Genomic DNA, 18,367 nt, shown 5'->3' with positions numbered 1-18,367 from the left:
GATTTTCTTATCGTACTTTTGCGCAAAATTTTACAATATGCTCAATTTTAAAGAAATTATTTCAGTGTCATTGATTCTATTTTCAGTGATAGATATTTTAGGTTCCGTACCTATTGTGATTGACCTAAGAAAAAAATTAGGTCATGTACAATCTGGAAAAGCTACGATAGTGGCAGGTGTCATTATGATTGTTTTTCTCTTCCTAGGAGAGTCCATTCTAAAGCTTTTTGGAATTGACGTAGCATCCTTTGCTATTGCAGGTGCCATTGTGATGTTCTTAATCGGTATGGAAATGGTGCTAGGTATTGTTTTGTTTAAACATGAGGAAGCTTCTGCTAGCAGTGCTTCCATTATGCCGATAGCATTTCCACTCATTGCAGGAGCTGGAACCATGACCACTTTAATTTCACTAAAGGCAGAGTATCAAACTTACAATATCATAATAGGAGTGGTGATTAACTTGATTTTGGTTTTCGTAGTCCTAAAAACTTGTGGTTGGTTAGAGAGAAAAATCGGGCAGGCAGGATTTAGTATATTGCGAAAAGTATTTGGGATTATTCTATTGGCAATCTCTATCAAACTATTTAAAAACTTCTTTTAATGATTACCATTTATACAGACGGCTCTGCTTTAGGAAATCCAGGTCCTGGAGGCTATGGTATTGTATTACGCTTTGGAGAAAAAGTAAAAGAAATCTCAGCTGGATATCGAAAAACGACTAATAACAGAATGGAGTTACTGGCCATTATCGTAGCCTTGAAAAGTTTAAAAACTAAAAAATATCCTGTTCATATCTACAGCGATTCAAAGTATGTAATTGATTCTATCACAAAGGGTTGGTTGTCTGGTTGGGTTAAAAAAGGCTTTAAGGGCAAGAAAAATATTGATTTGTGGAAGCAATATTTGGAGGTTTCAAATGGTTATGACTTACACTTCCATTGGGTGAAGGGTCATGCAGGAAATCCTGATAATGAGCGTTGCGATCGATTAGCAGTTGCTAAAGCAGAAAATGGTCCTCACCTAATTGATGAAGGTTTTGAAAACAGGTAAACAGAATAATGTTTATTTCGTTTGCAGCAGTTGTTGAATAAAATTTAGGTTTATGAGAAATTTGAAATTGTTAATTTTAGTATTTTTATTAATTGGGTCAAGCAGCGTTTTTGCCCAGGATTATAAAACTGCAGTTGGTTTCAGAGGAGGTTTTCCAACAGCCATCACAGGAAAACATTTTATCAATAAAACAGATGCCTTAGAGGGATTATTATCTGGTTACAGGGGTGGTTTTGAAATTACTGGCTTATATGAAAGGCATGCCAATGCATTTGATGTGCCTTATTTGAATTGGTACTATGGTGCCGGTGGTCATATAGGTGCTTTTGATGGTGAAATTGCCCGTCCTAATTACTATTTTAATGATAGAGGTAGAGGCTTCACATTTGGGTTAGACGCAATTTTAGGTTTAGAATATACATTGACAGAAATTCCCTTTGTAATTGGAATCGATATGAAACCCTCTTTAGATTTTGCACCCGATCCTCGTTTATGGTTTGGTGGAGGATTATCATTCAGGTTCTATTTTTAAAAAGCCCTGCCTACATTTTATAAATTTTCAAGAATGTTTTTAGCATCTTCATAGCGGCTTGCAGAGGGGCTTATTTTTAATAAATACTCTTCGCAAGCCGTATAATTTTCTCTTTTTAATTCATTAAGAGCTGCATACCATAGCGCTTCTTCACTGTAGGCATTTTCTCTCTGAATAATGTTATCATACAATTTTTTAGCTTTATTTGTTGAATCAATTTCCATATAAGCAATAGCTTGGTATAGGCTAATTGATTGATTCTGATTATCTTCTTCAAGAATCTGATTAAATAATTTGATTGCTTCTGAATATTGCTCTTGATTAAAAGCATTTTCAGCTTGCAAATAAATTTCTCCATCAACACTTCTCTCTGTTAAATGGATGGTTGGAATTTGTGCAATTTCCTGGTATTGAGGCTGGGATATCTCACCTAATAGAAAATATAAACCAATTGCGATTATTATGGAAGCAGCTACTGCCATTTTCACCCAAGCAAATTTTGTTTTCTTTCTGGAAGCAAAATAGTTTTCAGATATATCAGAAACTGAATTTTCAAACTGCTCTAATTTCTCCTCATTTTTATATTTATTTTCTAGATGCTGGTTTAATGATTTGTAAATTTCAAAAGACTCTTTATAATCTTGATCCTCCTGAAGTCTTTTTTCATGTGTAATCACCTCATCTTCTGGTAAATCACCCATGAGGTAAGATTCGAATATTTGGTAGTCTTGGTCTTTCATATTCAGTCTTTTTTAATTGAATTGTATTTTGGAGATGACCTTACTAGTTCAGTAAGCTTTCCAATACATAATGATTTTTTCTTTCTGGCGTAGGCATACGATATATCTAGATTTTTGGCTACCTCTTCCATATTATTAATTTTAAAAGAAGCTTTCAATAAATCTTTGCATGCATCTGATAGCTTTTGAAACATTTCATTAAACAAACTTTCTTTTTCTGAGAGAAGTATTGTTTCCTCTGCTGCTTCTGAAGCATTATCAACTATAGATAAATGTTCACTGCCGCTTGTTACCTGTGTTCTACTATTCTTTTTTAATTCATTGAGCCATTTTCTTTTACAAAGCAGAAAAAAATAGGCATCAAAAGGACAGATTAAGGTCAAATCACTGTTTTTAGCTTGTTTAAAAATGGTAATTAAAACCTCTTGGATAATATCTGCTGCCTGAGATTCATTGCCGCTATTTTTACAAATAAAGTGAATGACTTTCTCTGAAAAGCGATCATAGATTTCCCTAATGATTTTGCTGTCATTTTGCTTTATTCCTTCAATATAAAATTGATCAGGATGATTTTTCACGGGCATAATGAGGGGTTTTTATACGAAAGTAAAAAAAATATATCAAATGGGGGTAACAACTCATAAGTACTGTTGATATAAGGGCGAATCAAAAAAATAAATGACTATGAAAAATTTAAAAAACTTATTCGCAATCTGCCTTTTGGCAATGGTATCATTTTACGCGTGCAATAATGAGGATGACGTAAATGAAGTTGTACCCGATGAAATTATTGAAGCGCCCACTACTGAGGAGTTTCGGCAGCTCCAAACCTCAGCTATTGATCAGATCAGACAGGAGGCGCAGTTTGAAGCAGAGGATGGAATTCAATTCGAATCAGAAAAGGGAGTAGCACTTGAGATATTTGAAGGGACATTGAAATTAAATGGTGAGGATGTTACAGGTACAGTAGATTTAGAATTTATTGAAATATTTGATGCAGGTAGCATGGTAACTACTAACAAGCCTACTATGGGGCTTAAAGAGAGTGGCAGTAAAGCTTTATTGATTTCTGGAGGTGAGTTTTATATTAATGTTACTCAAAATGGAGATCAGTTGGAAATTTCAAATCATATGAAATTAGTAATACCTACTGACCTAACAGGGGGACCTGATCAAGAAATGACCCTTTGGAATGGCCAAATTGATGACAATGATAACCTTGCCTGGGATGAAGATAGAGGTGGTGCTGATGGAGCAGGCAACTTGTTTGTAGAGGGTGATCAATATTACAGTTTTCTGTCAGGTTTTGGATGGACTAATGTTGACCGCTTTTACAATGACCCAAGACCGAAAACAACCTTAGAAGTAATAGTTCCTGATGGTTATCATATTCAAAATAGTTCAGTTTACTTATACTATGATGGAGAGCCTTATGCATTAGCTCAGTTAGATACTTTCGATGAGAATGCTAATTCTTTTTCAGAGCACTATGGTGAGATTCCAATTGGATTGGAAATGCATGTAATCTTTGTAACGGAAGAAGATGGTGAATGGAAATATTCAATTCAGCCTCAAACAGTTGAAGATGGTGATGTATATACTTTTGAAGAGGATGATTTTATAATTGGCACTGAGAGCGATGTTTATAATGCTATCGATGCCTTGCCATAGAAACTAATTATTGAAATGGCTTTGCAAGAATATTGCAATGCCATTTCTCATTTAAAAGTCTAAATCATGTTTTATACAAATAAGAAATCTAAGTGGGTATTTTTACTTTTTATTATGGTTTGTGTTTCCCTGGTCTTTTGTAGTAGAGTATTTAAGAAAGAGAAGAAGGAATTTTCAAGCATAACCTATAATTACAAAAGTATTATTAATCGATAAATTCTATTTTTTTGTCCGATAATTTATTAATTTCAAAATTGAGCCTAATTCCTTAAATGTCCATGTATAAATTTATTTTCCTTTTTCTTATCAGCTCGCAAATTTGTTTGTCCCAGCAAATGCTTCAAAATGATACACTTAATCGAGAAGCAAAAATTCAATCTATTGTAAAAGGGAATAGTGTCCATTTTGATGTAGATACTCCTCCTTTAATTCAAATATCAGGGGCTCCCAAGGGATATTATACATTTTTCTGGGAATTTGGAGACGGTGAATTTAGTCAGGAAGAAAAACCAGCACATACTTATAAAGAGAATGGGGTTTATGATGTAAAACTGTGGGTGACGAATAATTATGATGCTGGTAAAACTCCTACAACCAGACCTGAAAGTGTAAAAATTGATACTGTAAGTTCCGAATCCAATGCTTCGGCTTCTCTTTTGAATGAAGGTGATATCATAGATTTCACTAAAAACCGAGAACCCATTCCAAATGAAGATTTAGTAGTGGTTTTAACTTATAAAAATCCATATGATGAATTAATGGATGGTAAGCTGTATTTTTTTTATAATGAATCTAAGTATAAGTCTGATAATTTTCAATTAACAGATGTTAGGACTCATCATGGTGAATATCCCATTGTAACTGAAGATAGAATTGCGGTAAAAGATACTAATCCTTTCCAATCTATGTTGGCATCAAATGAAGAGGTTTCATTTAAACCCCCCATACTAATTCAGGATACTACCGATCAGGAGGCACTAAAAAAGAAAATTGAAGATTCTAAAAAGGAATTTAAAGAAATGAAGCAAATTGGATTTTCTGATTTCGAGCCAGGAGAAGAGCGAAATATTTTCTTTCAATTAAGAACTACTCCTGAAATGCTGAAAGACACCAGTGCCATTATAAGTATTAGAAGTGTGTATGTTCCAAATTCTAATTCTGCGAATCATAGTGTTAAGGAAATGGAGATGGAAATTGTAACTTCTCATGATCCTAATAAGATGACCACAAATGCCAATTTAATGGATTTTAGAAATCGGAATCAGAAAAATTTTAAGTATAAAATTCAGTTTCAAAATAATGGAGAGGGTCCTGCAAATACTGTTCGTTTAGAAACTGATGTTCCTGAAATATTTGATCATAAGGAAATTGAACTTTTAGATTTTTATCCAAAGTGTGAGATTTGTCCCGAAGAAGATGTGGCATACAGTTGCCTCGATACTACCTTTTTGGAAAATAAGATCGTTTTTACATTTAAGAATATTTATCTGCCAGGAAGCAATCAAAAAGGAGTGAATTCTTATGATTCCACTAAAGGCTTTGTGAGCTATAAAATTCCGCTAAAAGGTAAAATCAAGAAGCAAAAGACTCAAAGCCAGACGGCTATTTATTTTGATAAAAATGAACCTATTATCACTAACTATGCGACCACTCGTTTTAGACCTGGGATTTCTGTTGGAATAAAAGCAGGAGTTATGCGAATTGGGAGCCTTGAAAATTATAATGAATGGTTTTTTGGTGCCACATTATCTAGTTATCAGGCCTATAAAGGGTATTGGCAATCAGAAGTCATGATTGGTTCCAATAATTTTACCAGCAACAGGACTTATACTGAGAGAATTCAAAGAGATGAATTTTTTACTGAAGTTTATGATTATGAGCAACAATCAGAATTTCAAAATTTGAGTTTTTATTTAGTGCCTACTTCATATCGATATAATTTAACAGATTTTTTAGCAGTAGGTGCTGGACTACAGGTGAAATGGGATATTCGGTCTAAAGAAGAAAGGGAAACAATAGGTGAATATACAGAGGTAGTGGAGATTGAAGATTTTGAAAGAAGAGATCCTGAGCAAGATACTTTTGAACAAGAAACTATCAGTAATACATTCACTAATTTCAATAGTGCGGCTTTCTTGGATGTGAATGTTGGAAAAGTTAGGATTGGGCCAAGTGTTGGTATTCGTTACCATCTTTATTTTGCAGCACCTACTCATCAATGGCAGTTCTATGCTAGTTGGAAATTTTAATAGCTTATGATTTTTGAATTGTCTGGCAGGTTATCTTTAATTTTCTCAATATCTGTTTTATTAATCTGTTTATTTTCTTTTAAGACCACTGCTCAAAATTTAAGTGATAGCATCTATCATGATTTGGATGAGTTAGTTGCAGATTATCCTTCATTAACCTCAATCAATACTTATCAATTAAAAATCAGGGAACGTTATTCCAATCTGAAATCAGATGAGGAACGGTTGGCTTTGCTAATTTTGCGTTGCAATTTGGGCTATTATTTGAAAGAATATGAAAAGCATTATGATGCTATTCAGCACTATCAAAAAGCATGGAGTCTGTACAAGAATTTTGATTTAGCGAATTATGACATTATAGAATATTGTCTGAAACCACTTGGGAATTTACTGACCATAACTGGGAATTTTGCGGATGCAGAAAATATAATTACCCATTATATGGAATTGTCCAAATCAGATCAAAATGATGAAGCTTACACATCAGGAATAATTAATCTATCGGTGGTTTACCATAATATTGGAAATTATCATGAAGCCCTAAAATTGTTGGAAAATCATCTTGAGAATGGGAATATAACCGATGCTCAAAAAAGACTAATTGAAAATAATATTGCCACCAATCTATTGGCACTTGGGATGAATGAGGAAGCTCAAGAGAGAATAAACAATCAGAAAGAAAAATCTATTTCCAGTCTTAAAAATAAAGCGCAATTATTGCTCAAGGAGAAAGATTTTAATGCTGTTGGGAAAGTTTTTGAAGAGATTGAATTGCGCCTAATTGAAAGAAAGAGCCCACGGCAATTGGCTAAATTCTATGTAGAGAAATCCAGTTTTCATTATATTCAATTAGAAAAAGATAGTGCTCTTAAATCACTTAATAAGGCACTCAAATTATTACTTCCTAATATTGAAATTGAAGAAATTAGAAAGAATAAATCTCTTCTTTATCCTGAGAATACATTTATTGACATTTTTGATGCATATGCCCAATATTCAGAGGGATTAAATCCTAAACTCAGCTACTATGATTTAAGCTTTTATGTTGAGGGTTTATTAATGAACAAAATTAACGATCCACAATCACAATTAATTTATCAAACCTCCAACAGGAAACGGAGTGAAAAGTGTTTGCAATTATTATATCAGGAATTTCAAAAATCTGATAACGACTCATTAATGTGGAAGGCATTAAGTTATGCAGAACAAAATAAAGCAAGGGTTTTAAAAAATTCTTTAAATAGAAAGTCCTTAATTGAACAATATCCTAATGACAGTTTGCTGCAATTTCAACAACAGTTATTGAAAGAGCAACAATCTTTGATTGGGGAACTGGTTAGAGAGCAATTTTCAAATCCAAATGAAGAGGGTGAATCAAATCTTAATCAAAAGTTTATCGAATTAAGCTTTAAAATTAGTGAAGTGCAAAATCTAATAAATGAGAAATATTCTCATTCTGAATTAAGAAATACAATAAAACTTGATTCTCTGCAGAAACAATTACAAGCCGATGATGCTCAACTTCTTTACTATTTCTTTGGAGGGGAAGATTTATATTCCTTTAAAATTGACCAATCAAACATCAGTTGGATCAAAAATAATGCTAGTGAAGATTTTAAAAATGAATTGGTTCGGTTCATACAATTATTTGAGTCACCATCACTTATAAATAATGATATTCCACATTTCGTAAGTCAATCATTTAGGTTTAATCAGATATTAGGAAATGAAATCAATGAGAAGAATAAGAATTTAATAATCATTCCGGATGGATTGCTAAGTTTTTTGCCATTTGAAGCACTAATTAGTAAAGAAATTAACCATAGCAATTTCAGTAAAATACCGTTTTGGTTGACGGATCACACTATTACTTACAATTTATCGCTAGAATTTTATCAACAGAATCAAAAAGGAATCAGCTTAGAAAGTATCTATGGAGTTTTTCCTATTTATAAGAATACAGATCGATACTTGAAGAGTTCTGAAATGGAAGCTGAAATGATTCGTGATAAGTTTAAAGGTAAAATAGATCGAAATGCAAATGCTACTAAAGCTAATTTCCTTAAAAATGCAAACCAATTTGATATTTTACATCTTTCAACTCATGCTTCAGGTGGTAGCTTTTCAGTTCCTGCCTACATAGAGTTTATAGATGACGTATTACTTTTGCCAGAACTCTACGCTCAGAATTTTGAGGCAAGTTTGGTAGTTTTAAGTGCTTGCGAAACAGGGGTAGGGAAAATAATTAAAGGGGCAACACCAATGAGTTTAGCCAGAGGTTTTCATTTTGCAGGAGTACAAAATATTTTAATGACCCAATGGAAAGTTAATGATTTTGCCACTTTCAATTTAATGAATCATTTTTATGAGGATTTGCAAAATAGCCAATCTCCTTCATTAGCTATTAAAAATGCTAAAATCTCATATTTAGAAGATCAATCAGTTAATAATTTAGAAAAATCACCTTATTATTGGGCAGGTTTCACCTATTACGGAAAACCTAATAATGGTGATCAGGCAGATAGAGATTTTAACTATTTATACATCGTCATTTTATTTGGCATCATCTTTCTGTTTGGATTTTACATATTTAGGAGAGCCCAAAAAAAGCAATAATGTCCATATTTCAATTCAAGGAATTCTCTGTTCAGCAGAAAAATAGTCCGGCTAAAATCACGACTGATGCAACGGTTTTTGCTGCTTCACTCCAGATTTATTCAAATGTAAGATCAGTTTTGGAGGTAGGTACAGGAACGGGAGTATTATCTTTGATGCTAGCACAAAGATATCCTGATATTAAAATTGATGCAGTAGAAATAAACCCATTAGCTTATGAAGAGGCTCAATATAATTTTAAGAATTCTAAATGGAAGGATCGATTAGAAGTCATTTTTACCGATTTTAATTGGTTTAATGCAAATCACAAATATGATTTGATATTTTCTAACCCTCCATTTTTTCAAAACAACATGCAGTCTCAAACAAATCATGGGAAGAATATAGCCTATCATACCAATCAACTGTCTTTTACATCATTAGCTAAGGGGATAGATTTGAATTTGGCTGAAAATGGAGAAGCACATATTATGCTTCCTTTCTATGAAATGTCATTATTTGAAAAGGAAATGAAGGCAATAGGATTTCAATGCAAGAGAAGCATTGAATTAAGACACCAAGCGGAAAGTAAAATAATAAGGCTTTTTAATCTGTACGATAGGGGAGAAGTGGAATCAAAAATAGAAAAGAAAGTAGTAATAGTGAGGGATGAAAATAATGATTTCCATCCCTCATATATCAGATTAATGAAAGATTTCTTGACGATATTCTAGCTATCAATTTCTCTTTCATTTTCATTAAAACTCACACCCATTCCATGTAATTCTTCTAAAATTGGAGCATAAATTTCCTCTTTAATTGGCACTTGAACACCTCTTAATTTTATATTCCCATTTAGAATGTTTTTAATGGCAATACCCAATGGCCAGCCTACTGTTTTTGACATGGCTGTTTCTTTCTGATCGTCACCAATAGAAACAATAGAAGAGTCTAATTGATATTTTTTACCATCCAATTCATATTCAAATTGGTGCTGCATCACAATCATATCCTTATCATCAGGATCCAGGCTCATCTTTTCTTCCATTATGGCCTGCATCACCTGAGCAGGACTTCCTTCTGTGATTGGAACTTGCTTGTCTTCAAATATCCCCATCCATTCCAATCTTTTGAATACATCAGAATCTTTCTTGATATGAAGGCTTTCACATAATTTATCTTCTACTGCAGTTGATTTATCATATTTTAGGAAGGCATTTATAAAGTCTCTTTTTGTCATTTCTTCCAGACCTTCCATCTTGTAAGTATCGTCTGTAACGCCCAGTTGTACAAAAACATCCCAAGCATCACAGAATCCAGCTTTCCTGAAAGTCCCTCTAATTAAAGTAGGGATTTCTTCTATTCCATAGACCTTTCTGTAGGCCAAAGAATCTCTATTTGGATAGCCCTCAAAATCTCCTAATTCTGCAACTTCAATTTTTTCATATCTGCTGAATAGTTTATGGTAAGGAATGTATTTGTATCTGCCATTTCTTATAAATCGAGCAGTTCCTTGTCCTGCCAAGACAACATTTCTTGGATTCCAAGTGAATTTATAGTGCCATGGGTTATTATCACTTTCAGGAGAAACCAAACCACCAGTATAGGATTTGAAAGAAGTTAATTTCCCACCTTTTTTTCTGATGCTGTTCATTGCTTCCATAGCTGTCATATGATCTATTCCTGGATCAAGACCACATTCCATTAAAATCAATGTGTTTTTGCTTTTAGCTATGTCTGACAAATCATTTACTTCCGGACTGTTGTAAGAAGCCGTCACCATATGCTTTCCCAAATCAACACAAGCAGTGGCAACTTTTGGGTGAAACCGGGCCGGTAACATGGAAATCACTAAATCAGCTTTCGCTATTTCATCTTTGGTTTGAATTTCGTTTAAAATGTCAAATTGAATAAATGATGTGTTGGGATGTCCACCAGCCTTTTCTTCAGCCAAGTTTATATCGAAATCTCCAATTTTAATATGCCATTCTTCCTTTTCGGCATTTTTTTTAAGGTAATTGATTAATGAGGTAGCAGATCTGCCTGCACCCAATAATAAAATGTTTTGCATAGTTTTTTTTCGTTTCCAGAAGGGCAAAGTTATTAATATGAAATGCAGAAAAAACTGAGAAGCAAAAAAATTGGTCGAAAATCATAAATTGTCTAACAATTTGTAAGAACAGCTCTTTATTATTGCAGATATAATTTATTAATCTTAATATTAAAGACATTTAAATAATCTTAAATTCTTTTTAAGTAAGCGGAAGAATTATAGAAACTTTTACATAAAACATACATAAAGGATGTTTTTTCAATGGTTTTCCTTTAATTGAAAGAGTATAATGATTTTAAGTAGAACTGATGCATAATCCACATGAATAGACAGGATATAGAAATATCGGATTTGAGACGCATTACGGAATTGGTAAAGGAGCAATACAAATATGATTTTACCAATTACGCCATGTCCTCTTTTCGAAGACGGATACTTCGAATAATGGAGCTCTATAAATTTGGGTCTGCTGATTTATTAATCAAAAGACTAAAGGATGATAAGTCTTTTTTTGATGAATTTATAGCGGAGATTACTGTAAACGTTACAGAAATGTTTCGCGACCCACCATTTTGGCGAGAATTAAGGGATAACGTGATTCCAAATATCTTATTGAATCACAATACTATCAGTATTTGGCATGCCGGCTGCTCCTCCGGTGAAGAAGTATTTTCTATGTCCATACTTTTAAAGGAAATGGGGATACTTGATAAAGCTAAAATTATTGCTACCGATATTGATAAGGTTATATTAGAAAAAGCTAAAAAAGGACATTACTCCATGAAAAATATGGAGTTAAATGAAAAAAACTATATCCGATTTGAAGGCAAGAATAATTTCAAAGATTACTTTAAAGAAGAAAATGGGAAAGCAGTAATGGATAAATCCTTGATCCAGAATGTGTCTTTCAGAGAACATGATTTAGTTCAGGGTGTGGTCTTCAATAAATTTGATTTAATTCTCTGCAGAAACGTGATGATTTATTTTAATCAAAACCTGCAAAATGAAGTGTTAAAAAAGCATCACGAAAGTTTATTCAAATATGGTTACCTAGTAATCGGCTCCAAGGAATCTTTAATTTGGTGTGAAATCGCCAATAAGTTCATTGTGGTAAACAATGAGGAAAAAATTTATAAGAAAATTAAAGACTGAGGTCTGTACAAAATAGTACTCAATGGCTCGATTTAATCTTGATAATAAATATAAAGCGATAGTAATCGGAGGATCAGCAGGTAGTTTTCAAGGGATAACCCAAATTCTATCTTCCATTCCAGCCGATTTCAGCTTACCTATTATCCTATGCTTGCATAGATTAAAACACGTGCGCAATGGTTTTGTGGAGGCATTGTCCATAAAAAGTATTAAGCCCGTTGTTGAGCCATATGATAAGGAAAATATCAAAAGAGGTAAGGTGTATTTAGCACCAGCTAATTATCACCTTTCTATAGAACTCGGCAATTCTATTGCCTTATCTACCGAAGAAATGTTTAATAATTCAAGACCTTCAATTGATATAACTTTAGAAACAGCAGCTTATAACTATAGGGATAAATTAATTGGCATTTTATTATCAGGTGCGAATAAAGATGGTGCATTGGGAATGAAGAGAATTAAAGACAGAAAAGGGCTTACTATTATACAAGACCCAGAGGAATGTATGATTGATACCATGCCCACTGCAGCAAGAAAAATAACTGAAATTGATTACACTTTAAAAGTTCAAGAGATTATTCAATTCTTAAAGGAATTGGATAAATTGTATAAATGATTTTTAAATTATTGCCTGAAAAGCAATACAATTATATATATTTGGTGATGTTTGCATATAGCAAGCAGATGTTTTTTTAAAATTAGAGCGACTAAAAATCGTAGCGCATAAAATGTGGTTTTATTAATTAAAAGAGTTTAGAATTATTCTGATTTTTAATTATCGGATTAAATAAAGCGGCTTTTTTCTACCACATAAGTATTTTTTTATGAAATGAGCATAAATTATTGGCATCTTAATATTTTAATTGAAGATAGCTTTTCTACTTTGTGTAGGAATAAAATTTATAGCTAATTCCATAACCTTCCCTGATTTATAGGGGTGACGTTAAAAAATTTGTAATATACACATGAAAGCATTGTACAAAAATTTAGCACTTATTACCTCCTTGCTTTTTACATTAAGCATTATAGGGCTAGCTTATTATCTATTTATTTTTCCAGAACGGATTGCAAATCAGACACACCTTATAAGCCTAATGGAGGTACCTGAACTAAAACCAGTATTGGATGAACTTTATGTATTCACGGGTGTGTCCGTATTTTTAGGATTCATTGCAATATTATTGCATCTCTTCAATAAGAATGATGAAAATGAAAGTAATGTAGTATATATTGAAAAATTTAAGGAGAAAAAAGATTCTAAAGAGGCAAAAAACAGTAAAAGTGAAGAAGGGGATGTTGATGAAGAGTTAAAAGAGATAAATGCTAAAATTAAAAAGGAATCTGATAATAAATTAAAAGCTGAAAAATTGCTATCCTATTTGGCTGACCAATTAGAAGCTAGTCAGGCAGCAATTTATGTGGCAGATAAAAAAGGAAATAAAAATATTATCTCTCTTTTTGCAGCTTATGCCTTTGTTTTACCTGAGAGTCAGACAGTGTCTTATGAGTTTGGAGAAGGCTTAGCAGGACAAGTTGCGAAAGAAAAAAAGCTCATTAATATCTCAGATATTCCTAAAGGATACATTAAAATTTTGTCAGGATTAGGGGAATCAAATCCTGCACATTTAATTTTATGTCCTATCATGAAAGATCAAAAACTATTGGGAGTTGCAGAAATTGCTTCTTTTAAGGAGTTTAGTAAATCTCATGAAATCTTAGTTGAAAAATCATTGGCATTAATTGCAAATGACTTGAGCAAGGGGAAACAAAAAGAAACAGAAGAAAAATAATTCATTTTTTAGTATCAAAGAATTCAATATGTTTAAAAACATAAAAATCGGGACTAAAATTACTGCAATTCTACTTTTTGTGGTACTGGTAAGTGTTATCACGGTTAGTTTTATCACCTATAACATGAATCGAGATTCAATTGAGAAATTGAATTTTGATAAATTGATGTCTCACACTTCTCAAAAAGCAGAGAAAATTGATAATCAATTTAAAGGTCTAATAAGCAATGCCGAACATATTTCAGGCTTATTATCTATTCAATCTGGTATTAGGAAATATCAGGAGGAAGACACCACATTGAATGCGGATAGCTTAAAAACTGCTATTTTATATCAAGTAGAATCTGAATTAAGACCATTTGCAGAGAATTACCCCATTTATGCAGTATTACTTACTGATACGAATGGAGAAATAATCTTTAATTCAAATAATTCAATAGAATCACTTTCAAAAGGTGAAAATTTAAAAGGCTTGGATGAAGATTTTTTTAATTCATCAATAAATACAGGCACCTTTAACAAACCCGAGCAATATGGTGAAAATGAGTTGGTTTTATACGGTATGCCTTTAATTGATGATTATAACAGCCCTGCTGGTTTGTTAGTTTTGATCAAAAATATGGAGCCAATCTTCGAAATTATTAGAACTAATTCTACTGAATTTGAAACCTATGAAAGTATTTTAACAGCTCAGAATGAAAATCAAGCATTATTTCTTTCACCCCTAAAACAAGTAGCAGATAGTTTAGCGCCATCTGCAGTTTCCATAAAAGATAAAACTTCGGTTGGTGTTCAAAAAGCCGCAATGGGTGAGAAAGGGTATGCAAAAGATGTAAACTATAATGGTGATGAGGTATTGTCAGCTTGGAATGGTATTCCATCTGTCGGTTGGGGGATTGCATCTCATGTGAATGAGGCAGAGGTAAAAGAACAACTAAATGGTTTGATTAAGAAGTTTACATACACTGGAGTCATTATACTTTTTTTATCCTTAATTATTTCAATAATTTTTTCCAGAGTATTACTTAATCCTATTTTATCATTAAAGGAAACTTTAAAACTGTTAGGTAAAGGTATTTTACCAAACAGTGTTCCTAAAAAATCTGATGATGAGATTGGTGAAATGGCTTTGATATTAGATGGATACGTATCTTCCTTAAAAAACACAGCTAATTTTGCTAAACAGATCGGGGACGGAGATTTTAAAGCTGACTTTAAACCTATTTCTGAAGAAGATACTTTAGGTAATTCCTTGATTAACATGAGGGATTCAATTCAAGAAGCTGAGAAAAGAGATAAAGAAAGAAATTGGATTGTTACAGGTGTTGCTGAAATTGGAGAAATTCTAAGATCTAATGATGATTTAGAACAGCTTGGAGATGAAATCTTAATGTATGTCACCAAAAAAATTGATGCTATTCAAGGTGCTTTCTATGTTCTAAATGATGATGATACTGATAACTTATTTCTAGAAATGAAATCAAGTTATGCCTATAACAAAAAGAAATATTTAAAAGCGCAATTTAAATTTGCTGAAGGCTTAGTTGGACAATCTGCAATTGAACAGGATACTTTATTGAGAACAGAAATACCTTACGATTATGTAAGTGTAACTTCTGGTTTGTTGGGTGATCAGAGACCAAGCAGTATATTAATTGTTCCCTTAATTACAGATCAAAAAGTTTATGGTGTTTTAGAATTTGCTGGATTCCATAAATTCGATTCTAGTCAGATTAAATTTGTTGAGGAAATCAGCTTAATTATAGCTAGAACAGTCTTCAATATTAAAGTAAATGAAAGAACTCGAAAACTTCTGGCAGAATCACAAACGATGAGTCAAGAGCTTCAAGAACAGCAAGAAGTATTGAGACAGAATGCTGAGGAAATGGAAGCTACACAGGAAGAGCTGAAGCGTACGAACCAAAGGCTAGAGGATCAAATCGAAGAAGTGAACCGTACGCAAAAACGTATGCAGCTATTGCTTGAAAATGCTTCTGAGGTTATTACAATTTATGAGAAAGACGGAATTGTTCGTTACATCTCACCATCAGTAGAGAAAATCTTAGGATACAGACAAGAGGATATAATAGATACTACAGAGCTGGATAAAGTTCATCCAGATTCACGGGATGAAGTTCATAAGCAGTTCTTACATTTAGTGGACAATCCAGATGAATCTATTACTATGCAACACCAATACATGAATAGTGATGGGGAATATGTTTGGGTAGAGGTAACAGGTTCAAATCAATTGGAAGATCCAGCCATTCAAGGGATTATATTCAATACCAGAGATATTACGGAAAGAAGAAGAGCGGAACAAGAGGAGCGCATGAGAAGTAAAATGCAAGCCCTATCTGAAAACTCTATAGATTTAATTACTCGAATCGATAATGAAGGTAAGTTCTTCTATGTGAACCCAATGATCGAGAGATATACCGGCAAACGTCCTGATGAAGTAATACAAAAAGGATTACATGAAGCCGATATAGAACCTAAAATAGTGGAAGCTTGGGCTCAGCTATTAGAAAAAGTTAGGGAGCAAAATGAGAAAGTTACAGAGGAAGTAGATTTTCCATCAGAATTGGGAGATAGGGTAATGCAAGTAAATGCTATTCCTGAATATGACGAGGAAAAAGTATTGGAGTCTATTTTGGTGGTTTCTCACGATATTACCGATAGAAAATTAATTGAATTAGAGATTGCCAGTAAAAACAAGAAAATTACTGAGTCAATTAATTATGCTAAAAGGATTCAAGGTGCTATTCTTCCAAATAATCAGGTTATCAGACAGAAACTACCTGATTCTTTTATTTTATATAAAGCGAAGGATGTAGTAAGTGGTGATTTCCCATGGTACATTGAGGTAGATGATGTGATTTATATTGCTGCTGTTGATTGTACAGGTCATGGAGTTCCTGGTGCATTAATTTCACTAATTGGTTATTTCTTATTGAATGATATTGTAAGATCTCAAAAGATTAGTGACCCAGGTGTTATATTAGATAAGCTAGATGCTGGAGTTACTTCAACTTTAAGACAAGATAGGGATGATTCTACCACCAAAGACGGAATGGATATAGCTTTCTGTAAGATTGATAAGAAGAACAATCAAATCGAGTATTCAGGTGCTCATCGTCCATTATATTATCTGCATGCCAATGGAGAATTGGATGAAATTAAAGGAAATAAATTCCCAATTGGAGGAGGTATTTACAGAAATCAAACCAACTTTGATAATCATAAAATTAAATATAAAGCAGGAGATTCTGTATTCTTTTGTTCTGATGGCTTCCCTGACCAATTTGGAGGGCCGCAGAACAGAAAATTTGGACCTAAGCGCTTGAGACAGACAATAGTCGACCATCATGGTAAATCAATGGACGAAATGCATATTATATTTGATGAAGCATGGGAAAACTGGAAGGCAGACTACAAACAAACAGATGATGTGCTATTAATAGGCATTAGATTTTAACTGGGAAAAGTTTAATTATAAATAAAATTATTTAATTTAAGGCTTGAAATGAATTGGGCTATAATTTGAAACGGCTTATTAACCTAATAACAACATGAAGTATATATACGACCTACATAAAACCATGCTGTCCAGAAACCTAATATTGGTTTACGAGGGGGAATTTACTCAGGAGATTACTAAATCAGTTTTAGCGATGGCAGAGCGAAACATGGATTCTATGGGTGAGGAGTCAAGCATTAAGCGTAAAGTTTTTAATGTAATGGTGGAATGCTTGCAGAATATTGTTAAGCACTCAGATGATTTTAATCCACTTTCAGCTAAGCGCAATGCAGCTATCTTTATTATTGGGAAGGAAGATGACCGATATGTAGTAACAAGTGGCAATCCAGTAGATACTGATGCTAAAGAATCTCTTAAACAGAGAATAGATGACATCAATGAGTTAGATAAAGACGGCTTGAAAGCAAAATACAAAGATATTATTAAGTCTAATAGTTTATCTAACAAAGGTGGTGCAGGTTTAGGTTTTGTAGATATGGCGCGTAAGTCTGGTCAAAAACTAGAATATGACTTTGAAGATATGGGTGAAGGATTTCATTTCTTTTCTTTAACCACTACAATCTTAAGATTTTAAAATCTAAATTTTAGTTTAACTTTTAAATTTAAAACATAAAATTAAATATGGAAATCATTAACCTTGAAGGAACAGAGGATACCCCGAAAATATTATTAGATAAAGGAAATGGCATTTTCGAAATTTCAGGTCGTTCTTTACCCGAAGATTCGGCTGAATTTTATCAGCCTATTTTGGATTGGATAGCAGCTTATGGTGAAGATCCTAATCCTGAAACATTATTTACTTTTAAGTTAGAATATTTTAACACGGCCTCATCAAAATTAATCTTAGATGTTTTATCCTCTTTAGAAGATATTGATGGAGTAACTATTGATTGGTATTTTCATGAAGATGATGAAGATATGGAAGAGGCTGGGGAAGAATTTTCAGAGTTGGTTGAAATTCCTTTTGAATTTAAAACCTATTAATTAATACTTT

The 18,367-nt window shown here is 32.9% G+C and carries 16 protein-coding genes; 13 read left to right on the top strand and 3 right to left on the bottom strand.

The genetic code is table 11. From position 1 onward, the window contains the following. Nucleotides 1-37 precede the first annotated feature (37 nt). The 3 genes from ABWH96_RS15310 to ABWH96_RS15300 are packed head-to-tail and all read left to right on the top strand — an operon-like array spanning nucleotide 38 to nucleotide 1,582. Nucleotides 38-601: a MarC family protein gene (locus ABWH96_RS15310; protein WP_308347104.1), complete on the top strand. Its 564-nt coding sequence runs from the start codon at nucleotides 38-40 to the stop codon at nucleotides 599-601. After that, nucleotides 601-1,050 (top strand): ribonuclease HI, encoded by a 450-nt coding sequence (gene rnhA / locus ABWH96_RS15305; RefSeq protein WP_375578386.1) that lies wholly within the window; start codon nucleotides 601-603, stop codon nucleotides 1,048-1,050. Before ABWH96_RS15310 ends, rnhA begins: the two co-directional genes overlap by 1 nt. A 52-nt stretch (nucleotides 1,051-1,102) precedes the next feature. Next, nucleotides 1,103-1,582, top strand: coding sequence for a hypothetical protein (locus ABWH96_RS15300; RefSeq protein WP_375578385.1), 480 nt, complete (start codon nucleotides 1,103-1,105; stop codon nucleotides 1,580-1,582). 17 nt (nucleotides 1,583-1,599) lie between these two features. Here ABWH96_RS15300 and ABWH96_RS15295 read toward each other — a convergent pair whose 3' ends face one another. Together ABWH96_RS15295 and ABWH96_RS15290 are read right to left on the bottom strand one after the other, a co-directional pair. After that, a complete protein-coding gene (locus tag ABWH96_RS15295; protein WP_375578384.1) occupies nucleotides 1,600-2,322 on the bottom strand; it encodes a tetratricopeptide repeat protein in 723 nt (240 codons plus the stop codon). Between the two features lie 2 nt (nucleotides 2,323-2,324). Beyond that, nucleotides 2,325-2,906 carry an RNA polymerase sigma factor gene (locus ABWH96_RS15290; RefSeq protein WP_375578383.1) on the bottom strand — a complete coding sequence of 194 codons (582 nt, stop codon included), beginning with the start codon at nucleotides 2,904-2,906 and terminating at the stop codon, nucleotides 2,325-2,327. A 100-nt stretch (nucleotides 2,907-3,006) separates the two neighbouring features. Between ABWH96_RS15290 and ABWH96_RS15285 the strand changes: the two genes are divergently transcribed. The 4 genes from ABWH96_RS15285 (at nucleotide 3,007) to ABWH96_RS15270 (ending at nucleotide 9,571) form a co-directional block, all read left to right on the top strand. Then, entirely contained in the window at nucleotides 3,007-3,993 is a 987-nt protein-coding gene (locus tag ABWH96_RS15285) for a hypothetical protein (protein WP_375578382.1), read from the top strand. Nucleotides 3,994-4,271: 278 nt separating this feature from the next. Continuing rightward, nucleotides 4,272-6,242 carry a PKD domain-containing protein gene (locus tag ABWH96_RS15280; RefSeq protein ID WP_375578381.1) on the top strand — a complete coding sequence of 657 codons (1,971 nt, stop codon included), beginning with the start codon at nucleotides 4,272-4,274 and terminating at the stop codon, nucleotides 6,240-6,242. A 6-nt stretch (nucleotides 6,243-6,248) separates the two neighbouring features. Then, nucleotides 6,249-8,858, top strand: coding sequence for a CHAT domain-containing protein (locus ABWH96_RS15275; protein WP_375578380.1), 2,610 nt, complete (start codon nucleotides 6,249-6,251; stop codon nucleotides 8,856-8,858). Next, on the top strand, nucleotides 8,858-9,571 hold the full coding sequence (locus ABWH96_RS15270) for a tRNA1(Val) (adenine(37)-N6)-methyltransferase (RefSeq protein WP_375578379.1): 714 nt from the start codon (nucleotides 8,858-8,860) through the stop codon (nucleotides 9,569-9,571). Before ABWH96_RS15275 ends, ABWH96_RS15270 begins: the two co-directional genes overlap by 1 nt. Here ABWH96_RS15270 and ABWH96_RS15265 read toward each other — a convergent pair. Then, nucleotides 9,568-10,908, bottom strand: coding sequence for a saccharopine dehydrogenase family protein (locus ABWH96_RS15265; RefSeq protein ID WP_375578378.1), 1,341 nt, complete (start codon nucleotides 10,906-10,908; stop codon nucleotides 9,568-9,570). The genes ABWH96_RS15270 and ABWH96_RS15265 overlap by 4 nt on opposite strands. Before the next feature lie 303 nt (nucleotides 10,909-11,211). Here ABWH96_RS15265 and ABWH96_RS15260 point away from each other — a divergent pair, with 303 nt between their 5' ends. The 6 genes from ABWH96_RS15260 to ABWH96_RS15235 all read left to right on the top strand — a co-directional run bounded on the left by ABWH96_RS15260 (nucleotide 11,212) and on the right by ABWH96_RS15235 (nucleotide 18,357). Beyond that, entirely contained in the window at nucleotides 11,212-12,042 is an 831-nt protein-coding gene (locus ABWH96_RS15260; protein ID WP_375578377.1) for a CheR family methyltransferase, read from the top strand. Between the two features lie 22 nt (nucleotides 12,043-12,064). Then, on the top strand, nucleotides 12,065-12,658 hold the full coding sequence (locus tag ABWH96_RS15255) for a chemotaxis protein CheB (RefSeq protein ID WP_375578376.1): 594 nt from the start codon (nucleotides 12,065-12,067) through the stop codon (nucleotides 12,656-12,658). Nucleotides 12,659-13,007: 349 nt separating this feature from the next. Next, on the top strand, nucleotides 13,008-13,832 hold the full coding sequence (locus ABWH96_RS15250; RefSeq protein ID WP_375578375.1) for a GAF domain-containing protein: 825 nt from the start codon (nucleotides 13,008-13,010) through the stop codon (nucleotides 13,830-13,832). A gap of 28 nt (nucleotides 13,833-13,860) precedes the next feature. Continuing rightward, complete coding sequence (locus ABWH96_RS15245; protein ID WP_375578374.1) at nucleotides 13,861-17,310, top strand: PAS domain S-box protein; 3,450 nt, start codon at nucleotides 13,861-13,863, stop codon at nucleotides 17,308-17,310. A 94-nt stretch (nucleotides 17,311-17,404) separates the two neighbouring features. Next, nucleotides 17,405-17,947 carry a SiaB family protein kinase gene (locus ABWH96_RS15240; protein ID WP_375578373.1) on the top strand — a complete coding sequence of 181 codons (543 nt, stop codon included), beginning with the start codon at nucleotides 17,405-17,407 and terminating at the stop codon, nucleotides 17,945-17,947. A 47-nt stretch (nucleotides 17,948-17,994) separates the two neighbouring features. Then, nucleotides 17,995-18,357, top strand: coding sequence for a DUF1987 domain-containing protein (locus ABWH96_RS15235; RefSeq protein ID WP_085516968.1), 363 nt, complete (start codon nucleotides 17,995-17,997; stop codon nucleotides 18,355-18,357). Nucleotides 18,358-18,367 lie beyond the last annotated feature (10 nt).

Origin of the sequence: Marivirga tractuosa (assembly GCF_042140215.1) — a bacterium.
In the GTDB taxonomy this organism is placed as follows: domain Bacteria; phylum Bacteroidota; class Bacteroidia; order Cytophagales; family Cyclobacteriaceae; genus Marivirga; species Marivirga tractuosa_A.
This window is presented reverse-complemented; position numbering and strand designations above follow the sequence as displayed.

What these genes read in the sequence shown, in the direction of transcription:
- ABWH96_RS15310 (WP_308347104.1), top strand. Translation starts at nt 38, where the DNA reads ATGCTCAATTTTAAAGAAATTATTTCAGTGTCATTGATTCTATTTTCA.
- rnhA (WP_375578386.1), top strand. Translation starts at nt 601, where the DNA reads ATGATTACCATTTATACAGACGGCTCTGCTTTAGGAAATCCAGGTCCT.
- ABWH96_RS15300 (WP_375578385.1), top strand. Translation starts at nt 1,103, where the DNA reads ATGAGAAATTTGAAATTGTTAATTTTAGTATTTTTATTAATTGGGTCA.
- ABWH96_RS15295 (WP_375578384.1), bottom strand. Translation starts at nt 2,322, where the DNA reads ATGAAAGACCAAGACTACCAAATATTCGAATCTTACCTCATGGGTGAT.
- ABWH96_RS15290 (WP_375578383.1), bottom strand. Translation starts at nt 2,906, where the DNA reads ATGCCCGTGAAAAATCATCCTGATCAATTTTATATTGAAGGAATAAAG.
- ABWH96_RS15285 (WP_375578382.1), top strand. Translation starts at nt 3,007, where the DNA reads ATGAAAAATTTAAAAAACTTATTCGCAATCTGCCTTTTGGCAATGGTA.
- ABWH96_RS15280 (WP_375578381.1), top strand. Translation starts at nt 4,272, where the DNA reads ATGTATAAATTTATTTTCCTTTTTCTTATCAGCTCGCAAATTTGTTTG.
- ABWH96_RS15275 (WP_375578380.1), top strand. Translation starts at nt 6,249, where the DNA reads ATGATTTTTGAATTGTCTGGCAGGTTATCTTTAATTTTCTCAATATCT.
- ABWH96_RS15270 (WP_375578379.1), top strand. Translation starts at nt 8,858, where the DNA reads ATGTCCATATTTCAATTCAAGGAATTCTCTGTTCAGCAGAAAAATAGT.
- ABWH96_RS15265 (WP_375578378.1), bottom strand. Translation starts at nt 10,908, where the DNA reads ATGCAAAACATTTTATTATTGGGTGCAGGCAGATCTGCTACCTCATTA.
- ABWH96_RS15260 (WP_375578377.1), top strand. Translation starts at nt 11,212, where the DNA reads ATGAATAGACAGGATATAGAAATATCGGATTTGAGACGCATTACGGAA.
- ABWH96_RS15255 (WP_375578376.1), top strand. Translation starts at nt 12,065, where the DNA reads ATGGCTCGATTTAATCTTGATAATAAATATAAAGCGATAGTAATCGGA.
- ABWH96_RS15250 (WP_375578375.1), top strand. Translation starts at nt 13,008, where the DNA reads ATGAAAGCATTGTACAAAAATTTAGCACTTATTACCTCCTTGCTTTTT.
- ABWH96_RS15245 (WP_375578374.1), top strand. Translation starts at nt 13,861, where the DNA reads ATGTTTAAAAACATAAAAATCGGGACTAAAATTACTGCAATTCTACTT.
- ABWH96_RS15240 (WP_375578373.1), top strand. Translation starts at nt 17,405, where the DNA reads ATGAAGTATATATACGACCTACATAAAACCATGCTGTCCAGAAACCTA.
- ABWH96_RS15235 (WP_085516968.1), top strand. Translation starts at nt 17,995, where the DNA reads ATGGAAATCATTAACCTTGAAGGAACAGAGGATACCCCGAAAATATTA.